Annotated in this window: 20 protein-coding genes; 8 read left to right on the top strand and 12 right to left on the bottom strand. The window is 69.3% G+C overall.

Going from position 1 to position 20,750, the window contains the following annotated elements; all coding sequences use genetic code 11:
- Window positions 1-10 precede the first annotated feature (10 nt).
- Entirely contained in the window at window positions 11-526 is a 516-nt protein-coding gene (locus ACFY3V_RS03475) for a DUF4240 domain-containing protein (protein ID WP_389769550.1), read from the bottom strand.
- Between the two features lie 163 nt (window positions 527-689).
- On the opposite strand from ACFY3V_RS03475, the gene ACFY3V_RS03470 reads away from it, so the two are divergent.
- Window positions 690-1,004, top strand: coding sequence for a hypothetical protein (locus ACFY3V_RS03470; protein ID WP_362902675.1), 315 nt, complete (start codon window positions 690-692; stop codon window positions 1,002-1,004).
- A gap of 228 nt (window positions 1,005-1,232) precedes the next feature.
- Window positions 1,233-2,384: an HNH endonuclease gene (locus ACFY3V_RS03465; RefSeq protein WP_389769547.1), complete on the top strand. Its 1,152-nt coding sequence runs from the start codon at window positions 1,233-1,235 to the stop codon at window positions 2,382-2,384.
- A 94-nt stretch (window positions 2,385-2,478) separates the two neighbouring features.
- Here ACFY3V_RS03465 and ACFY3V_RS03460 read toward each other — a convergent pair whose 3' ends face one another.
- The 3 genes from ACFY3V_RS03460 to ACFY3V_RS03450 form a co-directional block, all read right to left on the bottom strand.
- The gene (locus ACFY3V_RS03460) at window positions 2,479-3,225 is read right to left on the bottom strand and encodes a hypothetical protein (RefSeq protein WP_389769544.1); all 747 of its coding nucleotides are present in this window, start codon (window positions 3,223-3,225) and stop codon (window positions 2,479-2,481) included.
- A gap of 176 nt (window positions 3,226-3,401) precedes the next feature.
- Complete coding sequence (locus ACFY3V_RS03455; RefSeq protein ID WP_389769542.1) at window positions 3,402-3,887, bottom strand: GNAT family N-acetyltransferase; 486 nt, start codon at window positions 3,885-3,887, stop codon at window positions 3,402-3,404.
- Window positions 3,884-5,266: a hypothetical protein gene (locus ACFY3V_RS03450; RefSeq protein ID WP_389769539.1), complete on the bottom strand. Its 1,383-nt coding sequence runs from the start codon at window positions 5,264-5,266 to the stop codon at window positions 3,884-3,886. Before ACFY3V_RS03450 ends, ACFY3V_RS03455 begins: the two co-directional genes overlap by 4 nt.
- Before the next feature lie 219 nt (window positions 5,267-5,485).
- On the opposite strand from ACFY3V_RS03450, the gene ACFY3V_RS03445 reads away from it, so the two are divergent.
- Window positions 5,486-6,061 carry an ATP-binding protein gene (locus tag ACFY3V_RS03445; protein WP_389769536.1) on the top strand — a complete coding sequence of 192 codons (576 nt, stop codon included), beginning with the start codon at window positions 5,486-5,488 and terminating at the stop codon, window positions 6,059-6,061.
- Between the two features lie 65 nt (window positions 6,062-6,126).
- On the opposite strand, the gene ACFY3V_RS03440 is transcribed toward ACFY3V_RS03445, so the two are convergent.
- Window positions 6,127-7,095, bottom strand: coding sequence for a hypothetical protein (locus ACFY3V_RS03440; RefSeq protein WP_389769533.1), 969 nt, complete (start codon window positions 7,093-7,095; stop codon window positions 6,127-6,129).
- Window positions 7,096-7,289: 194 nt separating this feature from the next.
- Here ACFY3V_RS03440 and ACFY3V_RS03435 point away from each other — a divergent pair, with 194 nt between their 5' ends.
- A complete protein-coding gene (locus ACFY3V_RS03435; protein WP_389769530.1) occupies window positions 7,290-7,589 on the top strand; it encodes a nucleoside triphosphate pyrophosphohydrolase in 300 nt (99 codons plus the stop codon).
- A 273-nt stretch (window positions 7,590-7,862) separates the two neighbouring features.
- On the opposite strand, the gene ACFY3V_RS03430 is transcribed toward ACFY3V_RS03435, so the two are convergent.
- Window positions 7,863-9,023 carry a pyridoxal phosphate-dependent aminotransferase gene (locus tag ACFY3V_RS03430; protein ID WP_389769527.1) on the bottom strand — a complete coding sequence of 387 codons (1,161 nt, stop codon included), beginning with the start codon at window positions 9,021-9,023 and terminating at the stop codon, window positions 7,863-7,865.
- Window positions 9,024-9,079: 56 nt separating this feature from the next.
- Between ACFY3V_RS03430 and ACFY3V_RS03425 the strand changes: the two genes are divergently transcribed.
- Window positions 9,080-9,625: a helix-turn-helix domain-containing protein gene (locus tag ACFY3V_RS03425; protein ID WP_389769524.1), complete on the top strand. Its 546-nt coding sequence runs from the start codon at window positions 9,080-9,082 to the stop codon at window positions 9,623-9,625.
- A 161-nt stretch (window positions 9,626-9,786) separates the two neighbouring features.
- Here the strand turns inward: ACFY3V_RS03425 and ACFY3V_RS03420 are convergent, their stop codons facing one another.
- The 4 genes from ACFY3V_RS03420 to ACFY3V_RS03405 all read right to left on the bottom strand — a co-directional run bounded on the left by ACFY3V_RS03420 (window position 9,787) and on the right by ACFY3V_RS03405 (window position 14,344).
- A complete protein-coding gene (locus ACFY3V_RS03420) occupies window positions 9,787-10,047 on the bottom strand; it encodes a hypothetical protein (protein ID WP_389769521.1) in 261 nt (86 codons plus the stop codon).
- 13 nt (window positions 10,048-10,060) lie between these two features.
- Entirely contained in the window at window positions 10,061-11,407 is a 1,347-nt protein-coding gene (locus ACFY3V_RS03415; protein WP_389769518.1) for a hypothetical protein, read from the bottom strand.
- A gap of 293 nt (window positions 11,408-11,700) precedes the next feature.
- Complete coding sequence (locus tag ACFY3V_RS03410) at window positions 11,701-12,900, bottom strand: SMI1/KNR4 family protein (protein ID WP_389769515.1); 1,200 nt, start codon at window positions 12,898-12,900, stop codon at window positions 11,701-11,703.
- A gap of 172 nt (window positions 12,901-13,072) precedes the next feature.
- Window positions 13,073-14,344, bottom strand: a complete 1,272-nt coding sequence (locus ACFY3V_RS03405; RefSeq protein ID WP_389769512.1) for an MFS transporter — start codon at window positions 14,342-14,344, stop codon at window positions 13,073-13,075.
- Between the two features lie 119 nt (window positions 14,345-14,463).
- Here ACFY3V_RS03405 and ACFY3V_RS03400 point away from each other — a divergent pair, with 119 nt between their 5' ends.
- From ACFY3V_RS03400 to ACFY3V_RS03390, 3 genes are all read left to right on the top strand, one after another.
- Window positions 14,464-15,399, top strand: a complete 936-nt coding sequence (locus ACFY3V_RS03400; protein ID WP_389770225.1) for a LysR family transcriptional regulator — start codon at window positions 14,464-14,466, stop codon at window positions 15,397-15,399.
- Window positions 15,400-15,448: 49 nt separating this feature from the next.
- A complete protein-coding gene (locus ACFY3V_RS03395) occupies window positions 15,449-16,591 on the top strand; it encodes a GNAT family N-acetyltransferase (protein WP_389769509.1) in 1,143 nt (380 codons plus the stop codon).
- 169 nt (window positions 16,592-16,760) lie between these two features.
- On the top strand, window positions 16,761-17,867 hold the full coding sequence (locus ACFY3V_RS03390) for a CapA family protein (protein ID WP_389769506.1): 1,107 nt from the start codon (window positions 16,761-16,763) through the stop codon (window positions 17,865-17,867).
- Window positions 17,868-18,120: 253 nt separating this feature from the next.
- On the opposite strand, the gene ACFY3V_RS03385 is transcribed toward ACFY3V_RS03390, so the two are convergent.
- Together ACFY3V_RS03385 and ACFY3V_RS03380 are read right to left on the bottom strand one after the other, a co-directional pair.
- Window positions 18,121-20,439 carry a M64 family metallopeptidase gene (locus ACFY3V_RS03385; RefSeq protein ID WP_362902635.1) on the bottom strand — a complete coding sequence of 773 codons (2,319 nt, stop codon included), beginning with the start codon at window positions 20,437-20,439 and terminating at the stop codon, window positions 18,121-18,123.
- 6 nt (window positions 20,440-20,445) lie between these two features.
- Window positions 20,446-20,706, bottom strand: a complete 261-nt coding sequence (locus ACFY3V_RS03380) for a hypothetical protein (protein WP_389769503.1) — start codon at window positions 20,704-20,706, stop codon at window positions 20,446-20,448.
- Window positions 20,707-20,750: the final 44 nt, after the last annotated feature.

Genomic DNA, 20,750 nt, shown 5'->3' with positions numbered 1-20,750 from the left:
CGGAACTCGGTCAGCGAGGCCAGCCGGCCGGGTTCGAGCACGACTCGCGGGAGATTCCCGATCCGGTGTCAGGGAAGGTCCCGTAGCGCTCGTGGTGCAGATGGGCGAAGAAGTAACACATCCTCTCGCACTCGGCATCCAGCACCGCCTTCTTCGGATCCTCGGCCACCGCGGTGTAGAAGTCGCGGCCCATCGCGACGATGAAGCCACGCGCGTAGAGGAAACCGTCGTCGGAACCATCGGTGACCGCCTGGATGTCCGCGCGGTCGATGTCGTGGAGCTTCGCCTCGACCACCCGATCGAGATCCGTCAGCTCGTCCGCCGACAACCCCTCGCTGAGGGAGCCGAGGTTGCTCAGAAACTCCTTCAGGGCGGCTTCGACCACGACAAGCGGAGGCTTGCCGTGAAGGTCCTCGTCGAGGGCGGGCGTCCGATGTGTCAACTCCCGTCGCGCCTGATTGACCTCCACTCCCAGCGGTGCCCAGGCCGCCTCCACCAGGCCCCAGAAACCTTCATCAGTTTTCATGATCGTCGCCTTTCTCATATCGGTGCCGCTCACCCAACCAGAGAGCACCGACAGTCAGCCGCCGTCCGGGCGATGACCAGCGCGAAGGCCGCCGTGGCAACGCCGTCGGCGTCATCGCCCCAAAGGGAGGACACCTCCGCTGAGCTGTGCCTACTGTTAGCGCATGGTGCCCTTGCCGTTCTGTACGGCCATCGTGGAGTTGACCCAGGTCCAGGGGGAGTTCCTCTCCAGCCTCCCGTGCCCAGGACTCATCGTGGAGCCCTACATGCGGTGCTCTCTGGAGGCGGGACATCGCGGTCGGCACGTCACCCTGGCGCAGGGGTCGTCGGTCACGGACTGGTGGGCGACCTGGGACACCGAGGACATCCACGGGGAGCTCAAGGTGCTTCCGAACTGTCTGACCACAGAGCCGATCAGCGAGGACGCGTGCTGCCTGCCGGCCGAGCATGTGGGCAGACACAGCTTCGAATTCCTCTGACCGGCTCTTCCCGCCCTCCATGCAGTTCAGAAGTGACCCGACCCTGCGAAGCTCTTCGCTTCAGTCGTCACGAGTAAAGGCTGAACTCTGTCGCCCATGGTGTGCAGTCGATTCCAGGAAGTCACCGCTGTCGATGCGGAGGATTTCGGTCGACGCTGCGGCTGACCTTAAGTCCGCTTTCGCCTGAAATAGGCAGCGGTTCCGGCGGCGCCCGCATAGGCTTGTGGGGTGGCGCTTTCCGACCTTCGACGGGAGATGGTGCTCGCCGCCATCGACGAATGCGACAAGCTGGGCCGCGACGCCTTTCTCAGGGAGTACGGCTACCGGCCCGCCCTCGACTACTTCCTCGTGCATGACGGCAAGCGGTACGACTCCAAGGCGATCGCCGGAGTCGCGTACCGGGGAGTCGGCGGCAGGCCCCTGCGTCCTGACGAGTTCTCCGGTGGGAATGCGACCGTTGCCAAGGTGCTCGGCGGCCTGGGCTTCGAGGTGACGAAACCGGGGCAGACGGCCGAGGTGTCCTCTGTCGAAGACCTCTTACAGAAGGTCGACTCGCTCAAGCCGGCCGTTTCTCCCACGACCGGTGCGCGGAAACGGCACCGGCCGTTGACCCTGCTCTGGGCGATCGGCCGCGCGGCCCAGGGCAAGCCACGTCTGCGGCGCTGGGAGAGCACCCACCGCGAACTCGGGCGGCTCATCGAGGAGTTCGGTCTCGAAGAGGACCGGCCCACCCCGGAGTCTCCCGTGCTGTGGCTTCACCACCACGGTCTCTGGGACCTGCCCGGCCACGCCGACGTACCGGCTGCCAGTGATCGGCACGCGCAGCAGTGGATGAAAGAGCACCAGCCGGACAGTGGCCTGTTGCCATGGGCGTACGAGATCGTCACCGACCGGGAGGACGTTCGTGCCCAGATCGTCGTGAGGCTGCTTGGCGCGTACTTCCACGGCGTCGACCACAACAGGCTTCTCGCGCGGGTCGGACTCGACGCGGTGTCCCCTCCGGCCAGCCGTCGCGAGATGATCGTGGAGCGCATCATCCGCGACTCCCTGCTCTCCGAGCAGATCAAGGGCGCGCACGACTTCCACTGCCAGATCTGCGGCGACCGTCTCGCCCTCCACCGGGGCTTCTACGCCGAGGGAGCCCATATTCGCCCGCTCGGAAAGCCGCACAACGGCCCCGACGAACCCGGCAACCTGCTCTGCCTCTGCCCCAACCACCATGTTCTGCTGGATCGAGGGATGATCACCATCCAGGCGGACCTCACGGCGAAGGACACGGTCTCCGGCGCCTCGCTCGGCCGTCTCCGAGTCGTCCAGAACCACGAGATCAGCCAGGATCACCTCGACTACCACCGGCAGAACATCGCCAAGCAGAGCTGAGCCGAGGTTCTTCCCCGCTCAGCCGCCCCGCTAGGGTCTGCTGCGAAAGTCTCAAGCGGCGCCACAGTTGCGCGGGAGCCTTTCGCGATTCCTCCTATTGCGGTCGCATCAGGTCGAGGTCCTTGCCCCATGCGTCCAGCACCGCGCTGTGCCCCGCGCGCCGGGCCGCTGCCTCGACATGGGCGAAGAGGTGTCGTTGTAGGGGCACGTCGCCCGTTCCTGAGATGCGGTCCGCGGCGTCCAGCAGCATGCCGGTGTCCCAGCCGGGCAGCGGGTATCGAGCGAGTTCCCATTCCAGGTACTTGTTGTAGGGGCGGGGGCGGGGGCGACGGTCGAGGGCGAAGAGCAGTTCCAGCAGAAACCGGATGCTGTCGGCGGCGTCGAGGCGGGCGGCGAGCGAATGTCCGTCACGGTCGTTCTTGACGGAGCGGTAGAGGGAGTTGGCATAGGCGTCGAGCCATTCACCGGAGTTCCGGAATGCCTCATCGGCGTCGAGCCGTGCCTTGGCGGTCAGGATCTGGGCGATGCCTCCGTCGAGCCGGTCGAGCACGATCTTGGCGCGGGCGAGGGCGTAGCGCTCGAAGCCGGGCATGCCGGCCGCGCGGAACTCGGCGAGGGGAGCGATGACGAGGTCGAGTTCGGGAGTACGGTGGCCCGTAAACCGGGTGAGAGCCGTTGTCGCGTTGTCGGTGAGGACGACGTACAGGTCGTGGTCGGAGTGCTCGGTGGGCATGTCGTCATGGGCGCGGGAGCCCTTGAGGACGAGGCCGACGACGGCGGGGTCGGCGGTGGCGAGTTCGACGAACGCGTGGTAGGTGAGGGGCTGCTGCGTGAGCATCATGTGATCTCCGGTGGGATGGTGACGGGTATGCCTGCTGGGGCTGCCCCGCCTGGCGGGGGTCGCCCGCACCGTCCGCGGCGGCACTCGGCCGCCACTTGGAAGATCAACGCACGTGTGGACTCTATGGCCCAGGCTGTCCGAGGGGTATCGAATTCGGGGCGGCTCAGTTGGACCGATCAGAGGGTGGGGCTGGTGAGTTTCTTGGTGAATGCTCGGTTGATGGTCGGGTCGCGACCGTTGACGTAGCGGGCGGCGGGTTGGTAGCCGATGCCGGTGTAGAGGGCGAGGGCTGCGGTGTTGCGTACGCCGGTTTCCAGGATGGAGCGCTGTGCCCCATCCTGTGCGGCGTGGTGTTCGAGGGCGGTCAGGATGCGTTCGCCCAGGCCCAAGCCGCGTAGGCGTGGGACGGTGTACATCTTCTTGATCTCGATGGTGTGGGTGTGTTCGTCGAAGGTGCGGTAGCCGCCGCAGGTCACCGGGACGGTGTTGAGGTAGCCGACGAGGAACAGGCCGTGGGGTGGGGTGTAGGAGGCGGGGTCGGCTTCGTAGGGGTCGGCGTAGCCGTAGCGCTGTTGTTGGTCGTCGAAGAGTGCGCGGACCAGGTGGGTGGCGTCTGGGTGATCGTAGGGACGGGGCCGGATGAGGAAACGGGTGGCGATCATGTCTGGGCCAGTGCGGTGTCGAGGTGGGGGAGGAATGAAGCGACTGCCGGGGAGCGGCTGCGGCGGGCGAAGGCTGGGCGTAGGCGGCGTAGGTAGGTGAGTGCGCGGATCGACTGGACCTCGTCGAGTCGAGTGAGCGCGGCCTGGCCCGCGTCGACCGCCGCTTCCACGTCCCCGCGCAGTAGGTGGGCGTGGGTGAGGAAGGTGCAGTGCAAAAGGGCGGAGCGCGGGTAGTCGGGACGGGCACCGACTGTGGAGATCGGGGAGAGCAGACCGATGGCCTCGTCGAGCAGGGGTTTGCGGTAGACGGTCATCTGCTCGCCCAGGACGACGAGGGCCTGTCCGGTCTCAGCGGCCAGTTGCTCGGGCTCCAGGTAATAGAGGTAGGCCGGGGCGATGTCGGCTGAATCCAGCAGCTCCCTGGCCTTCTCTGAAGCTTCGCGGAATGCGGAGAGGTCTCCGGCGGCGGCTGCGGCGGTGGCGACGCGGCCGATGATCCGGGCTCGCGTGACGGCGTCAGCCGGACAGTAGCGTTCGGCCGACGAGGCGATGTGGACGGCTTCCTGGCCATGGCCGGCGAAGGCGGAGATGTAGGCGAGCATGCCGATGGCGTTCGCGGCCCGGCCCAGCTCGCCCAGCCCTCGGGCGACACGTTCGCTGAGCAGGAGATAGCGTTCGGCGGCGCCGGGGCGTTGGGCGTCGAAGTGGACCCAGCCGACGAGCTGGGCGAGGTCGGCGACGATGGTTAGGAGCTGCTGCCCGACTGCGGGCTCGTAATCGGCGCACTGGACCAGATCCAGGACATTACGCAGCTCACTGGTGATGTAGCGCAGGCTGAGCGCACCGCCGCCGTGCTGGTCGTCGAGCTTGCGTAGTGCTTCGACGTGCGCACCGATCAGTCGTACCTGGGATGGCAGGACCCGGTCGCGACCCGCGTTCCGGTGAGGTTGTGACACGGTCGCGTGCAGGCCGTCGAGTACGGCGGCGGCGAGGTCGGGGCCGGAGGCGGCGGCGACATCGGTGTGTTTCCCAGTGCTGAGACTCGTCAGGTCGTTGAGCGACTGGAGGATGTCCTCGACGTTCGCCGAGGGGCCGAGAGCGGAGACGGCGGGCAGAGGTGAGGGCTGCCGGGACGGCCAGAGCTGTTCGACCCGGATCGGGTGGCCGAGGTGTTCGGAGAGCACGATGGCCGCCACCGAGGGGATGGGGGCGTAGGGCTTGTAGCCGTGCCGAACCCAGGCATAAGGGGCGGTGGGATCGATACGCCGGTTGCCAAGGCCACGTCCTTGCAGCCAGGAGTTGATCGCGGCGGCGAGCTGGCGCGGGTTCATCTCGGCACGTTGCAGGATCTCGGCCAGCGCCGTGGGCGTGTGCGTCATCCGGGCCTCCCTGTCTCAGGCGAACGGTAGCCCGATGACTACGTGGTGTGAATGCCCCCGTGGTTCAGAGCGGCGAACCTTCACGACCTTCACGGGATGGCCGGGAGGTTCACGACCTTCACATCGCAAACATTGTCACTCTGCGTTGCGCTGCTGGTCCACTGGGTGACGGAAAGGCGGGGCGGCATCAGCCCGTCGACGAGACCCAGGAGGTACGGCGTGGCACCCTCGACCAGGCTCCACGACTACCGCGTGCTGGTGAAGACCCTGCGGCCGGGCTCCGCGGCCCATCGGGCCCGAGCCGTCGTCAGGCAGGTGCTCCAGGACGCGGGGTTCGACGGCGAGGAGCTCAGCGATGCCGAGAGCGCCGTCGCCGAACTGGCCGCCAACGCGGAGGAGCACGGCTGGCAGCCCTTCGAGCTACGGGTCGTCTTCGTGGACGGTGAGCCGTCCTGGTGCGAGGTCATCGACGCGGACCGGGACCTCGACGGTATCCTCGCCATCCTCGATCGGTTGAATGCCTGCAGTGAGGAACCCGATCTGGGCCTGCTCGCCGAGCGCGGCCGAGGGCTGCTGCTGGTGCACGCCCTGTCCAAGGGCCGCTGCCGGGCGTACGTGACCCGGATATGCGCCACCGGTGCCCCCGGCAAGGCCGTCGGGTTCGCGCTGCCCACCAAGACCGGCCCGCGTCCGAGCTCCCCCGTGCCGGACGACGGGCCGTCCCCGAAGGCCGGTGCCCACCTTCCCACGCAACCGTGGGCACCGGCCTTCCCCGACCACCACCTGCCCTCCTGATCCCGGGACCGGCGGTGATGACCAGGACTCACGCCGCCGGTCCCGGCTCCATGGAAGGCAGTGCGTCAAAAAAGGTCGCGTACCTGCCGAATGAACGTGAACCACTCGCCTGGCCCGGGGGTCTTGTATCCGCTGCGCTTCAAGGTCAGCTCCAAGGTCTTTCTGAGTGGGTGGGGCGACTGCATGATGGCCGCGTTCCGCTGCGCGAGTCTGAACATCTCCTGTTCCGTGGGGGTTCGGTTGCTCTTGCTGCCGTTGCACCCCGCGTGGGTGGGAGCGAGGTTCCAGATCGCGTCCAGGTCAGGTACCGTCCCTCTGCCGCCGGAGGGAAGGAGCCTCCTGAACGAGAAGGGGAACACATGGTCGACGGCGATGTCGTCGATGCCCAACGCGATGGGGTACGCGCAGATCAGGCAGAGGCCGCGTTGGAAGCCGATGACCGCGTCCGCGACGCCGGCGACCGATCGGCGGCGCTGCCGGTCGGTGATCTGCAGGGTGGTCAGGTCCACGGCGACACCCTCACGGATCAGGCTCTGACCGATCCCGGTGGCGAAGGACGTCTCCACGATGCTCCAGCGGGCTGACAACTCGCCCCGCAGGGTCGGGGCCTGCTCCGATTGGGCGATGTCGCGGAGTTCCTTGCTCAACCGGACGACCCGTTCGTGGGAGCGGCCGGTCACCTCGTAGAAGCGATGCGGTATCTCCGCTCCTTCGCCACGCAGGTTGTGGAACTTCTGCATCACCATCTCGGGCATGGACTTGATGGCCGCCGCCAGTAGTTCTTCGGTGGGACTCCCGAGTCTGAGCGACTCCGCTGCCTCTCGCTCGGCCACCGAGAGGAAATCCTTCTCTCCCCGTGCGCTCTTCTCGGGTCCTTGCGGGGCCTGGCCGAGATGTCGTACCAACTCCATCGCGTACGGCACCGCCAGGTCACGGAGCAGGATCTCCGACCGGTCTTCGGCGGCGGCCTCCAGGAGCGCGGAGCCGAGGGCGAACTTGTAGGTACGGCTGTTCGCCCCTATCAGTACGGCCATCCGCCACGAGGACCGCGCGCTCTGTTCCCAATGAGACAGATCCAGCCCCATATGACGACCGCCACCCTTGGTGTGTATTTGCCGAAATACACGCCATTTTCACCGCTCGTGCCGGGAAACGCGCACGACGGAGGAGATCGGTAGTCTCTGGGTTTTCCGAAGGAAGCCGTAGGTGCGCGAAGGAGTGCTCTGAGGTGGGGAAACTCGTGCGGGACAGGATTCCGGAGATCATTCGGGAGCACGGCAGGGAGCCGGTGGTGACCGTGCTCGGGGAGGACGACTACCGCGCGGCGCTGCTGGAGAAGCTGTTCGAGGAGGCGGCGGAGCTGCGCGAGGCACCGACGGGCGAGGTGGCGGAAGAGATCGCCGACGTGCTCGAAGTGCTGCGGGCCATCGCGAAGGTGCACGGGCACGAGTGGGCGGACATCGAGAAGGTCGCGGAGGTCAAGCGAGCTGAGCGGGGTGCCTTCCTCGAACGGCTCTACCTTGGCTGAGAGTGTCACCGAGCGGGCCTTCTGCTCTCAGGGGAGGATGAAGGTCGGCCCTATCGGGGCTCTGGCCGGAGCCGGCGGAGACCGGCATAACCAATTCCGGTAGTTCGGCCGACGGGGCGGCGAGAATGGCCGTCCTCGACGAGGAACAGCGCGTCGATGTCATAACCGGAGCCGTCCAGGCCGATTCCGATGACCGCCAAGGTCATCCGGCCTGCTCCGGCAGCGTGTCACTGATCACGATAAGCCCTGCTTGCGGGGGTGCCTTCCGGTCTGTCATCGGATGGCCAGGCGGAATCGATCGCCGAGGTCGGTGAGGCGTTCGACGGGTTCGTTGGCGAACACGATCCGCAGGTAGTGCCTTCCGCTGGGGCCCCAGCCGTCCATGGGGGTGGCTGCGACCTTCGCCCGGTCGAACAGGCGCTGGGACAGTTCGAGGGCGGTCAGCTCCAGGGGTCTGGTGTCGATGAGGAGTGACCAGCCGCCGTGCGGCCGGATGACAGGGTAGGCGGCGAGCTGGTCCAGGACCGTCTCGCAGCGCCGTTGCCATTCGGCGGTGGCGGCGGCGACATCGGCGTCGGCGTCGGGTGCGTCCAGTGCGGCGGCCACGGCTTCCTGGGCCAGGCCGACCTGGCAGACGACGTTGGTCAAGCCGACGAGGCGGATGTCGGCCATGATGGGGGCGGGGCCGACGACCCACCCGACGCGCCAGCCGATGAGCCGCAGCTCCTTGGAGGCCGAACCGACGGTGATGGTGCGCTGTACCAGGCCCTCGTGGGCTGCCGGGTGGCTGGGCGGGCGGCCGTCGAAGCGGATGCGTTCCATGGCCGCGTCGTAGATCAACCAAGCGTTGTGGCGTTCGCAGGCGTCAGCGAGGGCGGACCAGTGGTGGTCGTCCAGGACGAGGCCGGTCGGCATCGCCGGTCCCATCATCAGGACCGCCGCCGTGTTGGGGCCGACGGCGTCGGCGAGTCGTTCGGCGTCGATGGTCCAGCCGTCCGCGGTGGGCTGTGCGGGGACGAAGCGGGGGATGCCGCCGGCGAGCCGGATCCGATTGACCAGGCCGGCGTAGATGGGGTCGCACAGCACGACCTCCTGCCCGGGTTCCACGGTTGCGAGCAGCGTGTTGAGGATGCCGTTGAGCCCGCCGGCCACGCTGACGCACTCGGTGTCGGCGTCATAGTGGCGCCCTGAGATGCGCCCGACGTGCGCTGCGGCAGCCGTACGAAGGGAGCGATGCCCCTGGAACGGCAGATAGCTGTTGGCCGCGTCGTCGTCGACGGCGGCATGCGTGGCGGCGATGGCAACGGTGGGCGGACGCAGGTCGGTGTCGAGATTCTCCAGTCGCAAGAACTCCGGGTCGCCTGCGGCGTCGGCCGCGTCACCAACGGTGTCCACACCGATGCCCGGGATGTCACGCAGCCGCGTCACCGTCATGTCGCCTCCGAGTTCGACCACTTTACTGGTACAGACATATCACTATGCTGATACGCATGGATCTTACGCACGTAGTGGGGCAGAACGTGCACCGGCTGCGCACGGCGGCCGGGATGTCGCTGGCCGACCTGGCATCCGCCAGCGGCATCAGCAAGACCACGCTGCACGGCATCGAACAGGGCCAGGGCAACCCGACCCTGAGCACCCTGTGGGCCTTGGCCACCGAGCTGAAGGCATCCCTCGGCGAGTTGCTGGAAACGCCCGCCTCGGCGGTCGAGGTGGTACGCGCCGGTGACAGGCGGCCGCAGGTCGAGGGCGACGCGGTCAGCGCGCGCCTTCTCCACCGCATCAGGCTGCGCGGCACCGTGGAGGTCTACGACATCGCAATCGCGCAGAGCACCCAGCACTCCGAGGCTCACCTGCCCGGTGTCGAGGAATGCCTCGTGCTCACCCACGGACGCGTCACCGTCGGCCCCGCCGATTCCCCCACCGATCTGGCCGAAGGCGATTCGATCCGGTTCGATGCCGCTCGTTCGCACCTGTACCTAGGTCATGCCGTGCACAATCGCGCCGTCCTTCTCATGGTGCACCCGGAGAGCTGACCCGAGCATCGGCCGGCAAAAGCCACAAGAAGAGTCATCTTCACCGGCCCGCCGACGCATGATCGTTTTCCAGTCCTCGCCGTGAAAGGGCAGATACCCGCTTGGCACAGAACCGTCGAGTTGAACCCTGATGTCGATGTGCGGCATCGGCGAGAGCGTCGTTACCCGCTGAGCGGGATGGTGTAGAGGGTTCTGTCCTCGGCGAGCCATTGGTGGTCGATGAACCGGCCGCTCATGCGTCCGGCGAGGAAGAGGTAGGTCTCCAGGCAGGTTCGTTCGTGGTGTTCGGGTTCGACGACCCAGGATCCGGAGTGCGCGGCCCCGGGGGACTCGGGGCAGCCGACTTCCCGGAGGTAGGGCTCGACCATGGAGCCGGGTTCGGCGATGGTTCTCGATCGCTTCGGGAGGCTACGGCGGCTCATGAGAACGGAGGTTTCAGTCGGGTGGTGTCTCGCGTGCCCAGCGGGGTGGCTCTCGTCTGGCGGCCTCGATAGCCGCGCGGGTGGGACGGCCGACCGAATCGGGGACCCGGTCGAGCGGGACGCCGAGCGCCTCGGCCCAGAGGACGCGCCAGGAGAGCCGCCGGGCGGCTTTCCGTTCGGCGCGGTGACGGCGGCGGTCGGCCTCGCGGTGATGACGGCGGTCGGCCTCCGCTCGGGCGGCGGACTCGTCTCGCAGCCACGGCGGGGTTTTCCTGAGCAGCCTCGCGACGTGGTCGGCCGTCCAACGGCCGCCGGCCGGGCGGAGCCGCCGGATCACGTCGGCGGGTATGCCGAACAGTTCGGCCACGGACTCGTCGGACAGCCGGGAGGCCACTCGGGCGGCCTGGTCAACGGCGGCTCGCTCGGCTCGGCGCTGCCGGGAGGCTTCTTCGGCGGCACGCCGCTCCTCCGCTTGGACGGCTCGTCGCAACTCCACCTCCGCCCGTGCCCGTAGTAGCCAGGGAGGGGGTGAGGAGACCGCCTCGCGGAGGAGGGGGGCGAGCAGGTGGTCGCCGAACCGGGGCAGCTCGGCCGGGATCATCTCAACGGGCACGCCCAGCTCTCGTTCCGCGTCCTGGGGCGAGACCAGGAGGGACACGAGCCCCGCTGATCTCGGGGTGAGTTCGGCGAGCATCGCCTCCAACTCAGTACGAGGGAGGCGGGCGTCGCGCAGGATCTCGGTGAGTGGTGGGACGCGGGGGTCCGCCATGCGGTGAAGGGGGCGGAGCGGCCCCGGCCAGATCCCGGCGGCGTCCATCAGCGCAGCGGTCCACAGAAGGACCCGCACGCGGTCCGCGTCGAGGGCGGTTTTGATCGTCTCGATCTCCGCACGGGCCGCGACGGCGCGTTCGAGGTTCAGCTTGCGGGTCTGGGCGGCCTTTCTCGCGGCATCGGAACGGGAGACCGCTCGCGCGGCGGCGCGTAGCTCGGTGTCCGCGTGGACGTGGTCGGCCAGAGCGTCCACGTCGGCGGCGCGGTAGTAGCGGACGGTGAGGATCCGGCCGTACTTCCTGATCTCCTCGGTGGCCACCGGTGCCAGACCGGTAGCGGCGATGATCCGTTTGAAGCGGTCGGACGAGACACCGAGCCTGGCCGACGCCTCGGTGACGGTGCAGCGGCGCTCCGCGGCGAGTAGTTGCCGGAAGTGCTCGATGTCGGCTTCGGCCGCCCTGACGGAGACGGGGTCGAAAGTCCGGTCGGGAAGGCGCCGGAGCAGGCCTGTCGTGGCCGCGAGTTCGATCTCCCAGACGCTGAGCCCGAGCGTCTGCCGGACCGTGTTCCTGCCCAGGCCCTGTGCCATGGCTCCACCTCCCGTGTCGGACGTCAGTGTGCCGGGCCGCTACGACATTTCAGTGAGTCGTCATCCGAAAGCGAAGAGTGATTGAGGGGGTGGTGATTGTCGCGGACGTCGTCATCCCGTAGATCGTCACTATCGGTGACGGCGGTTTCGAACTTGGGGCGGGTCGTCGCCCTCGGTTTCACCGACGAGCGTCACAGGGACGGTGGGCTCACGTAGCTGTGCGGCACGACGGCCCGGCACAGTTCGGCTCCGGGCCGGGATTGCACGGCCGGGTCGGGTCTTCAGTCCCCCGCTCAGTGAGCGGCGATCGCGTCGAAGCGGGGTGCGTCAGCGGCGTGTCCCCAGCGGCGGCACTCCCAGGCCAGGCGCCGGGCGCGAAGCCGTAGCGCGACGGGGGTGCGGTCGGCGGGACGTGGGTGGCCCGCCGATCGGATTCCGTTTCCAAGGGGGGCGTCGGCGCGCAGGACCTCCTCGGCGGCCGAGGGGGAGTCGGTCAGCACCCGCAGGAGGGCGCGGCGTACGTAGCCGAAGTCGTCGTTGGGGCAGCGGGCGATGTGCTCCTCGGTCGCCGCGTGCGCGTCGTCCAGCCGATTCTGCGTCAGCAGCAGCTCGACACGCAGGCGGTGCAGCCACGCCCTGTCGTACCACCAGCCGTTTCGCGGGATCGCGTGCTCCACGGTGGTCAGGGCGTCGGTGATCCTGCCTTCCTCGCGCAGGAGCACGGCCCGCGCGAGCGCGAGGCGCGCCGCTTCGTGGTCGCCCTCGGCGCCGACCGCGTGGGCCTGGGCGAGGAGGTCGCGGGCGTCGTCGGTGCGGCGTTCGTAGAGGGCGAGGTAGGCGCGGCGGACCAGTCGCGGGACCTGCACCTCCGGCCTCTCGTCGCCGCCGACGAGCGGTGGCGGGAGGAGGCCGAGCAACCGCCGGTCGATGTTCCAGCCGGTCTCGTCGCGTACGGTGGCCTCGATCCGCTCGCTCAGCACCTCGCGCAGCGAAGCCTCCAGCCAGTCGTGGTACCACGCGCCGAACGACTCGGCCTGCGGGGCGAGTGCCTCGCCGACGCATGTCCAGTCGCCCCAGACCTGGCCCGCCGCGGGGCCGTTGACGACGAGGTGGGAGCGGTAGCCGCAGCCGTGCTCGGAGACCGGCAGCAGTCCCTCGAAGGCGGCTTTCATGGCCTCGTCGTAGCCTTCGTCGTCCGTGGGCGGCTCCCACTCCTCGGTGAAGGGGAACGGGCCGAACCGCGTCCAGGAGGCGTCCGGCTGCACCCCGTGGACCCCGTAGTACGGGCCGGCGCCGCCGTTGCCGAGCCGGGTCAGGAACGTGCGGTAGTCGGCGGGGAAGCGGACCCCGATCCGCGTCTCGACGTCCTCCAGTGTGGCCTCGTCGAGCGGTGGCTGGAACCGGTAGCGGTGCTCGCGGGCGCCGAAGAGGTCGAGGTCCGTGTCGTACTCGCGGAGCGCGTCGATGCCGCGCCGGATGACGTCCAGATCCACAGCGGCACCCTATCCGGCCCTCCTCCGGCGGAGGTTGCCGCCGCCGGTACGAACGGCGGCGATGGCCTTTTCTATGCGTCCCAACAGGGCTTCGCTCTCGCTCTCCGGGAGCAGCGCTGATAGTCCATGACGAGCAGGGCGGTGCGTGCGGGGTCGAGCGCGGGGATGGTGCTCATGCGAGTGTCCGCCTTTTCTGGGGAGTCTGGGCGGCGTCGTTGAGTTGGGGTGTGCGGTCGTTTCTGGGCAGCAGGAGCGAGGTCGTCAGGAGGAGGAGTCCGGCGATCGCGATCGCGGTGCGGGGGCCGGTGAAGCCGGCCAGCAGGCCCCACGCGCCGGTCATGGTCGCGATGGTGGCCTTACTCGTGATCGACCAGGCGGCCAGGGTGCGGGCGACCCGGTCCGGCGGGAGTTGCTGGAGCCGGTAGGTGGCGAAGACCGGGTTGAACACGCCCATGCAGGTGATCAGTCCGAGTTCGACGGTGACGACGAGGATGAGCCCGGTGGGGCCGGGGTGGACGAAGGCCAGTCCCAGTGGCCAGCACGCGCGCAGCGTCCCGGCGGTGAGCATGACCCTGTGGTGTCCGAACCTGGCGAGGAGCGGGCGGGCCAGTCGCGAGCCGATGAGGCCGCCGACGCAGGGGAGGCCGAAGGCGAGGCCGTACTGCCAGGGGGTGAAGGCGAGGTCGCCGAGCATGAGGACGGCGAGCAGCGGTGAGGCCGCCATGATCAGGCCGTTGACCAGGACGGTGTTGAAGAACAACGGGCGCAGCGCCGGGTCGGCGAGGATGTGGCGCCAGCCCTCCAGCAGGTCGCCGGCTCCGGGGCGGGAGGAGGCGGCGGTTCGCGCGGGGCGTGGCTCCTGCCCGCCGATGGCGCGGATCCCGGCGGCCGACAGCAGGAAGCTGACCGCGTTGGCCGCGACGCTCGTCACCGGGCCCACCAGCCCGATCGCGGCGGTACCGAGCGGTGGCCCGAGCGCGGTGGCGGTCCAGGTCGTCGCCTCCAGTCGCCCGTTCGCGACGAGCAGGTCCTCGGGGCGGACGAGCGCCTTCAGACACGCTCCGCTCGCGGCGGTGAAGGCGATGTCGGCGGCACCGACGACGACGGCCACGACCAGGAGTTGGGCGAGGCTCAGCCGGTCGAGCAGGTAGGCGGCGGGAACGCTCATCAGCGCCGCGCACCGGATCAGGTCCATCGCGATCATCACCGGCCGTTTGCGCCGGAACTCCACCCACGGCCCGAGCGGCACCGCGACCACCGCCCCGACCGCGAGTCCCGTCGCGGCCAGTGCCGACACCTCGGTAGGCCCCGCGTCCAGGGCGAGAATCGCGATCAGGGCGAACGCGTCGAACGCGAGCCATGTACCGAACGTGCTCGCCGCGTACGCGGCCCAGAACCATCCGAACCGCCGACCGGGCGACCTTCCCACCGCGCGCCTCGCCATCTTTTGAGAGCAACCATCTGTTGACTCGTGGGATCAAAGCGGGGAGCAATAGGGCAGGTCAAACAACCGTCTGGCCGGAACCGCACAACAGCCGGTTGTTGGATATGGTCAGCCGGGTGTTGGATTTCGATGCCGTGCGCACGTTCGTCGCCGTCGTGGACACCGGCCGGTTCCAGGACGCCGCCGCGGATCTGTCGATCACCCAGCAGGCCGTCTCCAAGCGCGTCGCCGGGCTGGAGAAGGACCTCGCGGTGCGGCTGTTCACCCGCACCGCGCGCGGCGCCAGGCTCACCATCGACGGGCAGGCGTTCCTGCCCCACGCCCGGGAGCTGCTGCGCGTCACCGAGCGCGCGGTCGCCTCCGTACGCCCCGGCAGCCGTCCGCTGCGCGTCGACGTGATCGCCTCGCGCGTCGCGGCTTCAGGCCTGATGCGGGCCTTCCACCGCGCGCATCCCGAGATCGAGCTCGACGTGGTGATGCTGTCCGATGTCGAGGCGGCCGTCGCCGCCCTCGCCTCCGGGGCGATCGACGCGTCCTTCCGCGCCGTCGCCATGCCCGGCCGGCCTCTCCCCGCGGGCATCGAGTCCGTCCGGGTGCTCGACGAGCCGCTCCAGCTCCTCACCGGGCCCGCCCACGCGCTGGCCGACGCCCGGTCGGTGACCGTCGCCCAGCTCGCCGGGCACCGGATCTGGATGCCCGGCATCGTCCCCGGGACCGAGTGGGCCGCCTACTACGACGACCTCGTCGCCGAGTTCGGCCTCACCATCGAGGCGACCGGCCCCAACTTCGGCTCCGACGCGCTCCTCGACACCATCGCCGACACCCCGGCCCTGGCCACCTTCATGGGCGAACACACCCGCCTGGTCTGGCCCACCGGCCACGGCCTGCGCCGTATCCCGGTGACCGACCCGACGCCCGTCTACCCGCACTCCCTCCTGTGGCACCACATCAACCCCCACCCGGCACTGGCCGCCCTCCGCGCCCACTTCGCCGCCACCACAGCCGGCCACGACACCGCCGAGACATGGACACCCGCCTGGGTGATTTCACGCTGAGACACAGCCACGTCTGTACCCATCGAGGCCGGCCACCCTCATCCCAGGCATGGAGATCATCCTCCTGCTCTCCGCCACGATTCGCCACGACGACCCGACACGCCCGCCCCGTACGGGCGCCACCCGGCGGGCTATACCGCGCGCGCTGCGCGGCGCATCTCAGACGGAGGGAAAACGGGTGGCCGGGGAAAGCGGCCCGCTTCTACGCTCGGTGGTCATGACCTTCGAGTGGGCTCCGCTGACCAAAGACGACCTTGAGGCGTGGGCGGAGTTGCTGGCGGCGATCGACGAGGTCGATCAGGTCGGGGGGAGGGTCGACGCGGACGACCTCGCCGAGGAGCTCGCCAACCCGCTGCTCGATCCGGTCGAGGGCACGCTGGCGGCGTGGGAGTCCGGCCGGCTGGTCGCGTACGGGATGACCATGAGCCGGGCCACGGCTCAACCGGTGCATCTGATGAGCCTGTGGGGCGGGGTGCGTCCGGAGTACCGGCGCCGGGGGCTGGGCAGGCACCTGCTGGAGTGGGCGATCGGCAACACGCCGGTGCTGCACGAGCGCCGATTTCCCGGGCAGCCGCTCGAACTCCATGTCGAGGTGGACAGCCGCAACGAGGGACTGCGGGCGTTGGTCGTCGGGGCCGGGATGAAGCCGGCCCGATGGTTCTACGGGATGAGCCTCGACCTGGGGGCCGAGCTGCCGGAGGTCTCGCCGCCGGACGGGCTCCGGATCGTCACCTACCGGGATGATCTGGAGGACGCGGTCCTCCAGGTGCGTAACCGCTCGTTCGTCGACCACTGGGGGAGCGTCCAGCACACGCCGGAGTCCTGGCGGAACAGCATCGTCGGGGTGAAGGTGTTCCGACCGGAGAGCTCCTTCGTCGCGCTGGACGCGGCGGGGGAGAGCGTGGGTGTGCTGCTCACCCATTATTTCGAGGCCGACACCGAGGCGACCGGGGTCCGCGAGGCATGGATTCAGATCATCGGCACCCTGCGTGAGTGGCGGGGCCGGGGGGTGGCGAGCGCGCTGCTCGCGCACGCGCTGCGCGAGTTCCGCGAGCAGGGGTACGACAAGGCCGGGCTGGGGGTGGACGCCGACAATCCGACCGGGGCCTTCGGCATCTACACCCGCGCCGGGTTCGGGATCGAACGTCGTTCGATCGAGTACACGCTTCCGCTGGGTCCGGCGGTGACGTGATCCGCATGCGGGCCTTTGCCGGTGTCCGCGTTTCCCGCCGCGGCCGCTGGGGCGGCCCCGTGAGCCGGGTGCGGGGCCTGGCACGTCCCGGCCGTCCTTTTCCGCCGGAACGGTGTGCGAGTCGGCGGTACATCTGTGACCGGCGGACGAGGCCGCCTAGCCTGGAGGTGTGCGTACCGATCCGGTGACGTTGTTCCTCTGTGGGGACGTCATGCTCGGCCGCGGCGTCGATCAGATCCTTCCTCATCCGGGTGACCCGACGCTGCGGGAGGAGCATGTCCAGGACGCCATGACCTACGTTGATCTCGCGGAGGCGGCGAACGGCCGGATTCCCCGGCCGGTCGGCTTCTCCTGGCCGTGGGGGGATGCCCTGCGGGTGCTGGCGGAGGCCGCGCCGGAGGTCCGGGTGGTGAACCTGGAGACGAGCGTCACCCGGAGCGACGACTTCGCGGCGGGGAAGGCCGTGAACTACCGGATGAGTCCGGCCAACCTTCCCTGCCTGGCGGTCGCCCGGCCCGATGCCTGCGTGCTGGCGAACAATCACGTCATGGACTTCGGCCGACGGGGGCTGGAGGAGACGCTCGACGTCCTCGCCAGGGCGGGGCTGCGGTCGGTGGGGGCCGGCCGGGAGGTGGGCGAGGCGAGGCGACCGGCGGTCGTTCCCGTGGCGGGGGGAGGGCGGGTCCTGGTCTTCGCCTGCGGGACGGAGTCCAGCGGTGTCCCGCCGGAATGGGCGGCGGCGCCGGACCGGGCCGGGGTCGATTTCGTGCCCGAGCTGTCGGAGGCCGCCGCGGCCGAGCTGGCCGACCGGGTACGGCGGGCCAGGCGTCCCGGTGACGTCGCGGTGGTCTCCATCCACTGGGGTTCCAACTGGGGCTACCACGTCCCTCGGAAGCAGACGCGCTTCGCGCACCGGCTGGTCGACGGCGGGATCGACGTGGTGCACGGGCACTCTTCGCACCATCCCCGGCCCGTCGAGGTCTACCGGGATCGGCTCATCCTGTACGGCTGCGGTGACCTCGTCGACGACTACGAGGGCATCCCCGGCTACGAGGAGTACCGGGACGATCTGCGGCTGCTGTACTTCGCGTCGGTGGAGCCCGGTTCGGGCCACCTGACCGGTCTGCGGATGGTGCCCCTGCGGGCCCGCCGGATGCGGCTCCAGCACGCCTCGGAGGAGGACTCCGAATGGCTGCGGGGGGTTCTCGACCGGATCAGCCGGAACTTCGGGTCACGCGTCGACCTCGAACCGGACGGCACGCTCGTGCTGCGGTGAACGTGAGCGAGACTTCGGGAGTGCCCCGGGTGCCCCGGGTACCTGGGGTGCCTGGGGTGCCTGGGGTGGTGCCTGGGGTGACCGTGGACGGTGTCCGGTCGTGCGGTCGTGCGGTCGGGACGGTCTCTGAGAACACGGAGGCGGGACGCCCCTGTGGGGACATCCCGCCGTTCACACGTGTCGGTTGTGGGGTCGGGGCGGCTTGGCCGCCCCGTTCGGCCCGTTGGTGGGGCCGCCCCGCCGGTCGAGTGGGTCAGTTGTGGTTGTGCTCGTACATGCCCCTCTCGGGGATGGTGCTGGAGACCACGGCCTCGTAGGTCTTGCCGCGGGGGTTGGGGCGGGGGTCGACGAGGCCGGCGCACTGGCCGCTGCCGGTGATCTGGTTGGCCACCCCGGCGTTGGACGGCGCGGGCGTGTTGCCGGTGCAGGCCAGCGCGCCGCGGACGCTGCTGCCCGCCATCACGAGCGCGTCGGCGGTGGTGTTGCCGTTCAGCACCGCCGCGCCCCTGAGCTCGGCGCCGGCGATGATCAGCCGGTTGGTGGTGCCGGAGATGGAGACCGCGCCGTTGACCTGTGCCTTGAGCAGGTGCACCTCGGCGGCGCCGGTCGCGGTGAGCGCTCCGTTGATCGTGCCGCCGGTCACCACCAGGGACGCGCCCGCCGAGACGGTCACCCCGCCGTTGATCCGGGCGTCGTTCAGGCAGGTGACGCCGGAGCGGACGGGGAGCGTGCCGTTCCTGGTGCCGGTGACCGTGGTGGTGCAGGCGGGCGGCGGCGCGAGGGTGGTGACCGTGAAGTTCTCGGCCGTACCGTAGTTGCCGCTGGGGTCGATCGAGCGGTACTCGACGGTGTGCCTGCCCCGGGGCAGCTTGCCGAAGGTGAGGCTGTCGATGACGGTGCCGCTCTCGCTGAACGTCCACGGCAGGTCGGCGGAGGTCGGCCAGCCGAAGTAGTTGAACCAGCCGTCGCCGTCCACCCGGGACTCGCTGACGACGTACCCGTCCTGGTCGTCGTCGCCGGTGAGCCTCATGGTGAAGGGGCCGTTGTAGACGTAGGTGTCACCGGAGGAGACCAGGGGCTCGGAGAGCCGGTAGCCGGTGGTGGGCGGCGTGTTGTCGACGGTCCAGGTTCGGCTGTCGCCGCCGGAGGTGGCGGTGAGGGTGTGGTTGCCGGGGGTGAGCGTGAGCTCTCCCAGGTCCAGGTCCCCGTCGTTGTCGTCGAGCCGCCTGCCGTCCAGCGTCCAGGTGACGGTCGGGACGTTGTCGTCGGGGTGGGTGGTCTCGACGTAGACGACCTCGTCGTGACCGACCGCCTGGTTGGTGGGCGTGGAGGAGAGCAGGCCGGGGCCGACGTCGGCGGGGACGGTGGTCACGGTGGTGTCCACCGTCCAGGTGCGGGTGGCGGTGAGGGCACCGGAGCGGATGGCCGGGTCTCGTACGAAGTCGGTCGGGTCGGTGACGGTCGCCTTGACCGTGTGGGTGCCGGCCGGCAGGTTCAGCGTGCGGAGGTCGAGGGTGGTGCGATCGCCCGCCAGGTCGGTGCCGTTGACGCTCCAGACGGTGGTCAGCGAGTGGCTGTTGGGGTGCAGCGGCTCCACCCAGAGCACCCGGTCGGCGCCGACCGGCGACGTGGCCGGCGTGCCGTCCTGGATGAGGCCGGTCTTGGCGGAGATCCTCTGGGTCATGATCTCGCGGCTGACCTGGTCGTAGTAGTAGCCGAGCGTTCTCATGATGGAGTGCTCGCTGGGCCGCCAGACCCCTGTGCCGAAGTACAGGCCGCCCTCGTGGCGGCCGATGGTGCCGCCGGCCTCGCTGGGTTCGCCCAGCCAGCGCCACCACTTCCTGCGCTGGTCGGCGATCTGCTGCTCGGTGAGCAGGGTGTGGTGCGCGGAGCTGGGTTCGGCTCCGGTGTAGGCGCCGCCCTCCACGCCGCGTGTGTAGTAGGTGTACTCGTCCTGCAGGCCGCCCAGCGAGTGGCCGATCTCGTGCGGCGCGATGAGGGCCGACATCGAGTTGTGGCCGGAGGAGGTGGCGTAGGCGCCGCCCGCCCCGCCGTAGGTGCCGCTGTTGCCCAGGGCCAGGATCTGCCGGTTGGCGCTGCTGGTCCCGGCCACCAGGTTGGCGTAGGTGTTGGCGGCCGAGTTGCTCATGGTGATCAGCCGCTGGACGCTGGAGGGGTTGCAGCCGCCCCAGAAGGCCATGCTCAGCGGGGTGTTCTTCCTCCCCGCGGACAGGTCGGGGTCGCAGCCGATGCCGGACTCGCCGGAGACGATGTCCACCCGGTAGACGTTGAAGTAGTTGCGGTAGGACTTGTACGGCTCGATGGACCACATCACGTTGAGCTGCTGGTCGGTGTCGGCGGCGAACGTGGACTGCTCGCCCGCGGTGTAGCCGTCACCCATGATGATCAGGTTGAACCGTTTGGCCGGGGCTCCGGTGACCTGGAGCGGCACCACGGTGGCACTGCCGACGGCGCCGTCGGAGGTGGCGCCGGCGGGTACGGCGGGCACGGTGAGCAGGGCGGCGGTCATCGAGACGGCCGCGAGGGCGGTGAGTGGCCTGGTGATACGCATGGGGGGTCAGCGCTTTCCGCGGGTGGGGAGCATGTCGTCGTGGGGGAGGGACTCCGACGCGCGACCGACGAAGAACCGGTGGCCGGTCGGCCGGGTCTCCGAGACCACGGTCAGCCCGGGGATGGCCGTGAGCTTGCCGAGGAGCTCGTCCTCGACCGCGGCGGTGGAGGACGCGGGGGTGGGGTCCGCCGCCGCGGGGGCGACGCCGACCATGCCGATCGATCCGGAGGTGAGGATCGCCGGCATGAGGGCACGAGGTACTTGCACGGATATATCTCCTTCTGACACACAAAGTGTCGAAGGAGGCTATC

This window comes from Streptosporangium sp. NPDC000095 (assembly GCF_042899335.1).
GTDB lineage: Bacteria > Actinomycetota > Actinomycetes > Streptosporangiales > Streptosporangiaceae > Streptosporangium.
The sequence above is the reverse complement of the archived record's forward strand: the minus strand, read 5'-3'. Positions and strand labels throughout refer to the sequence as shown.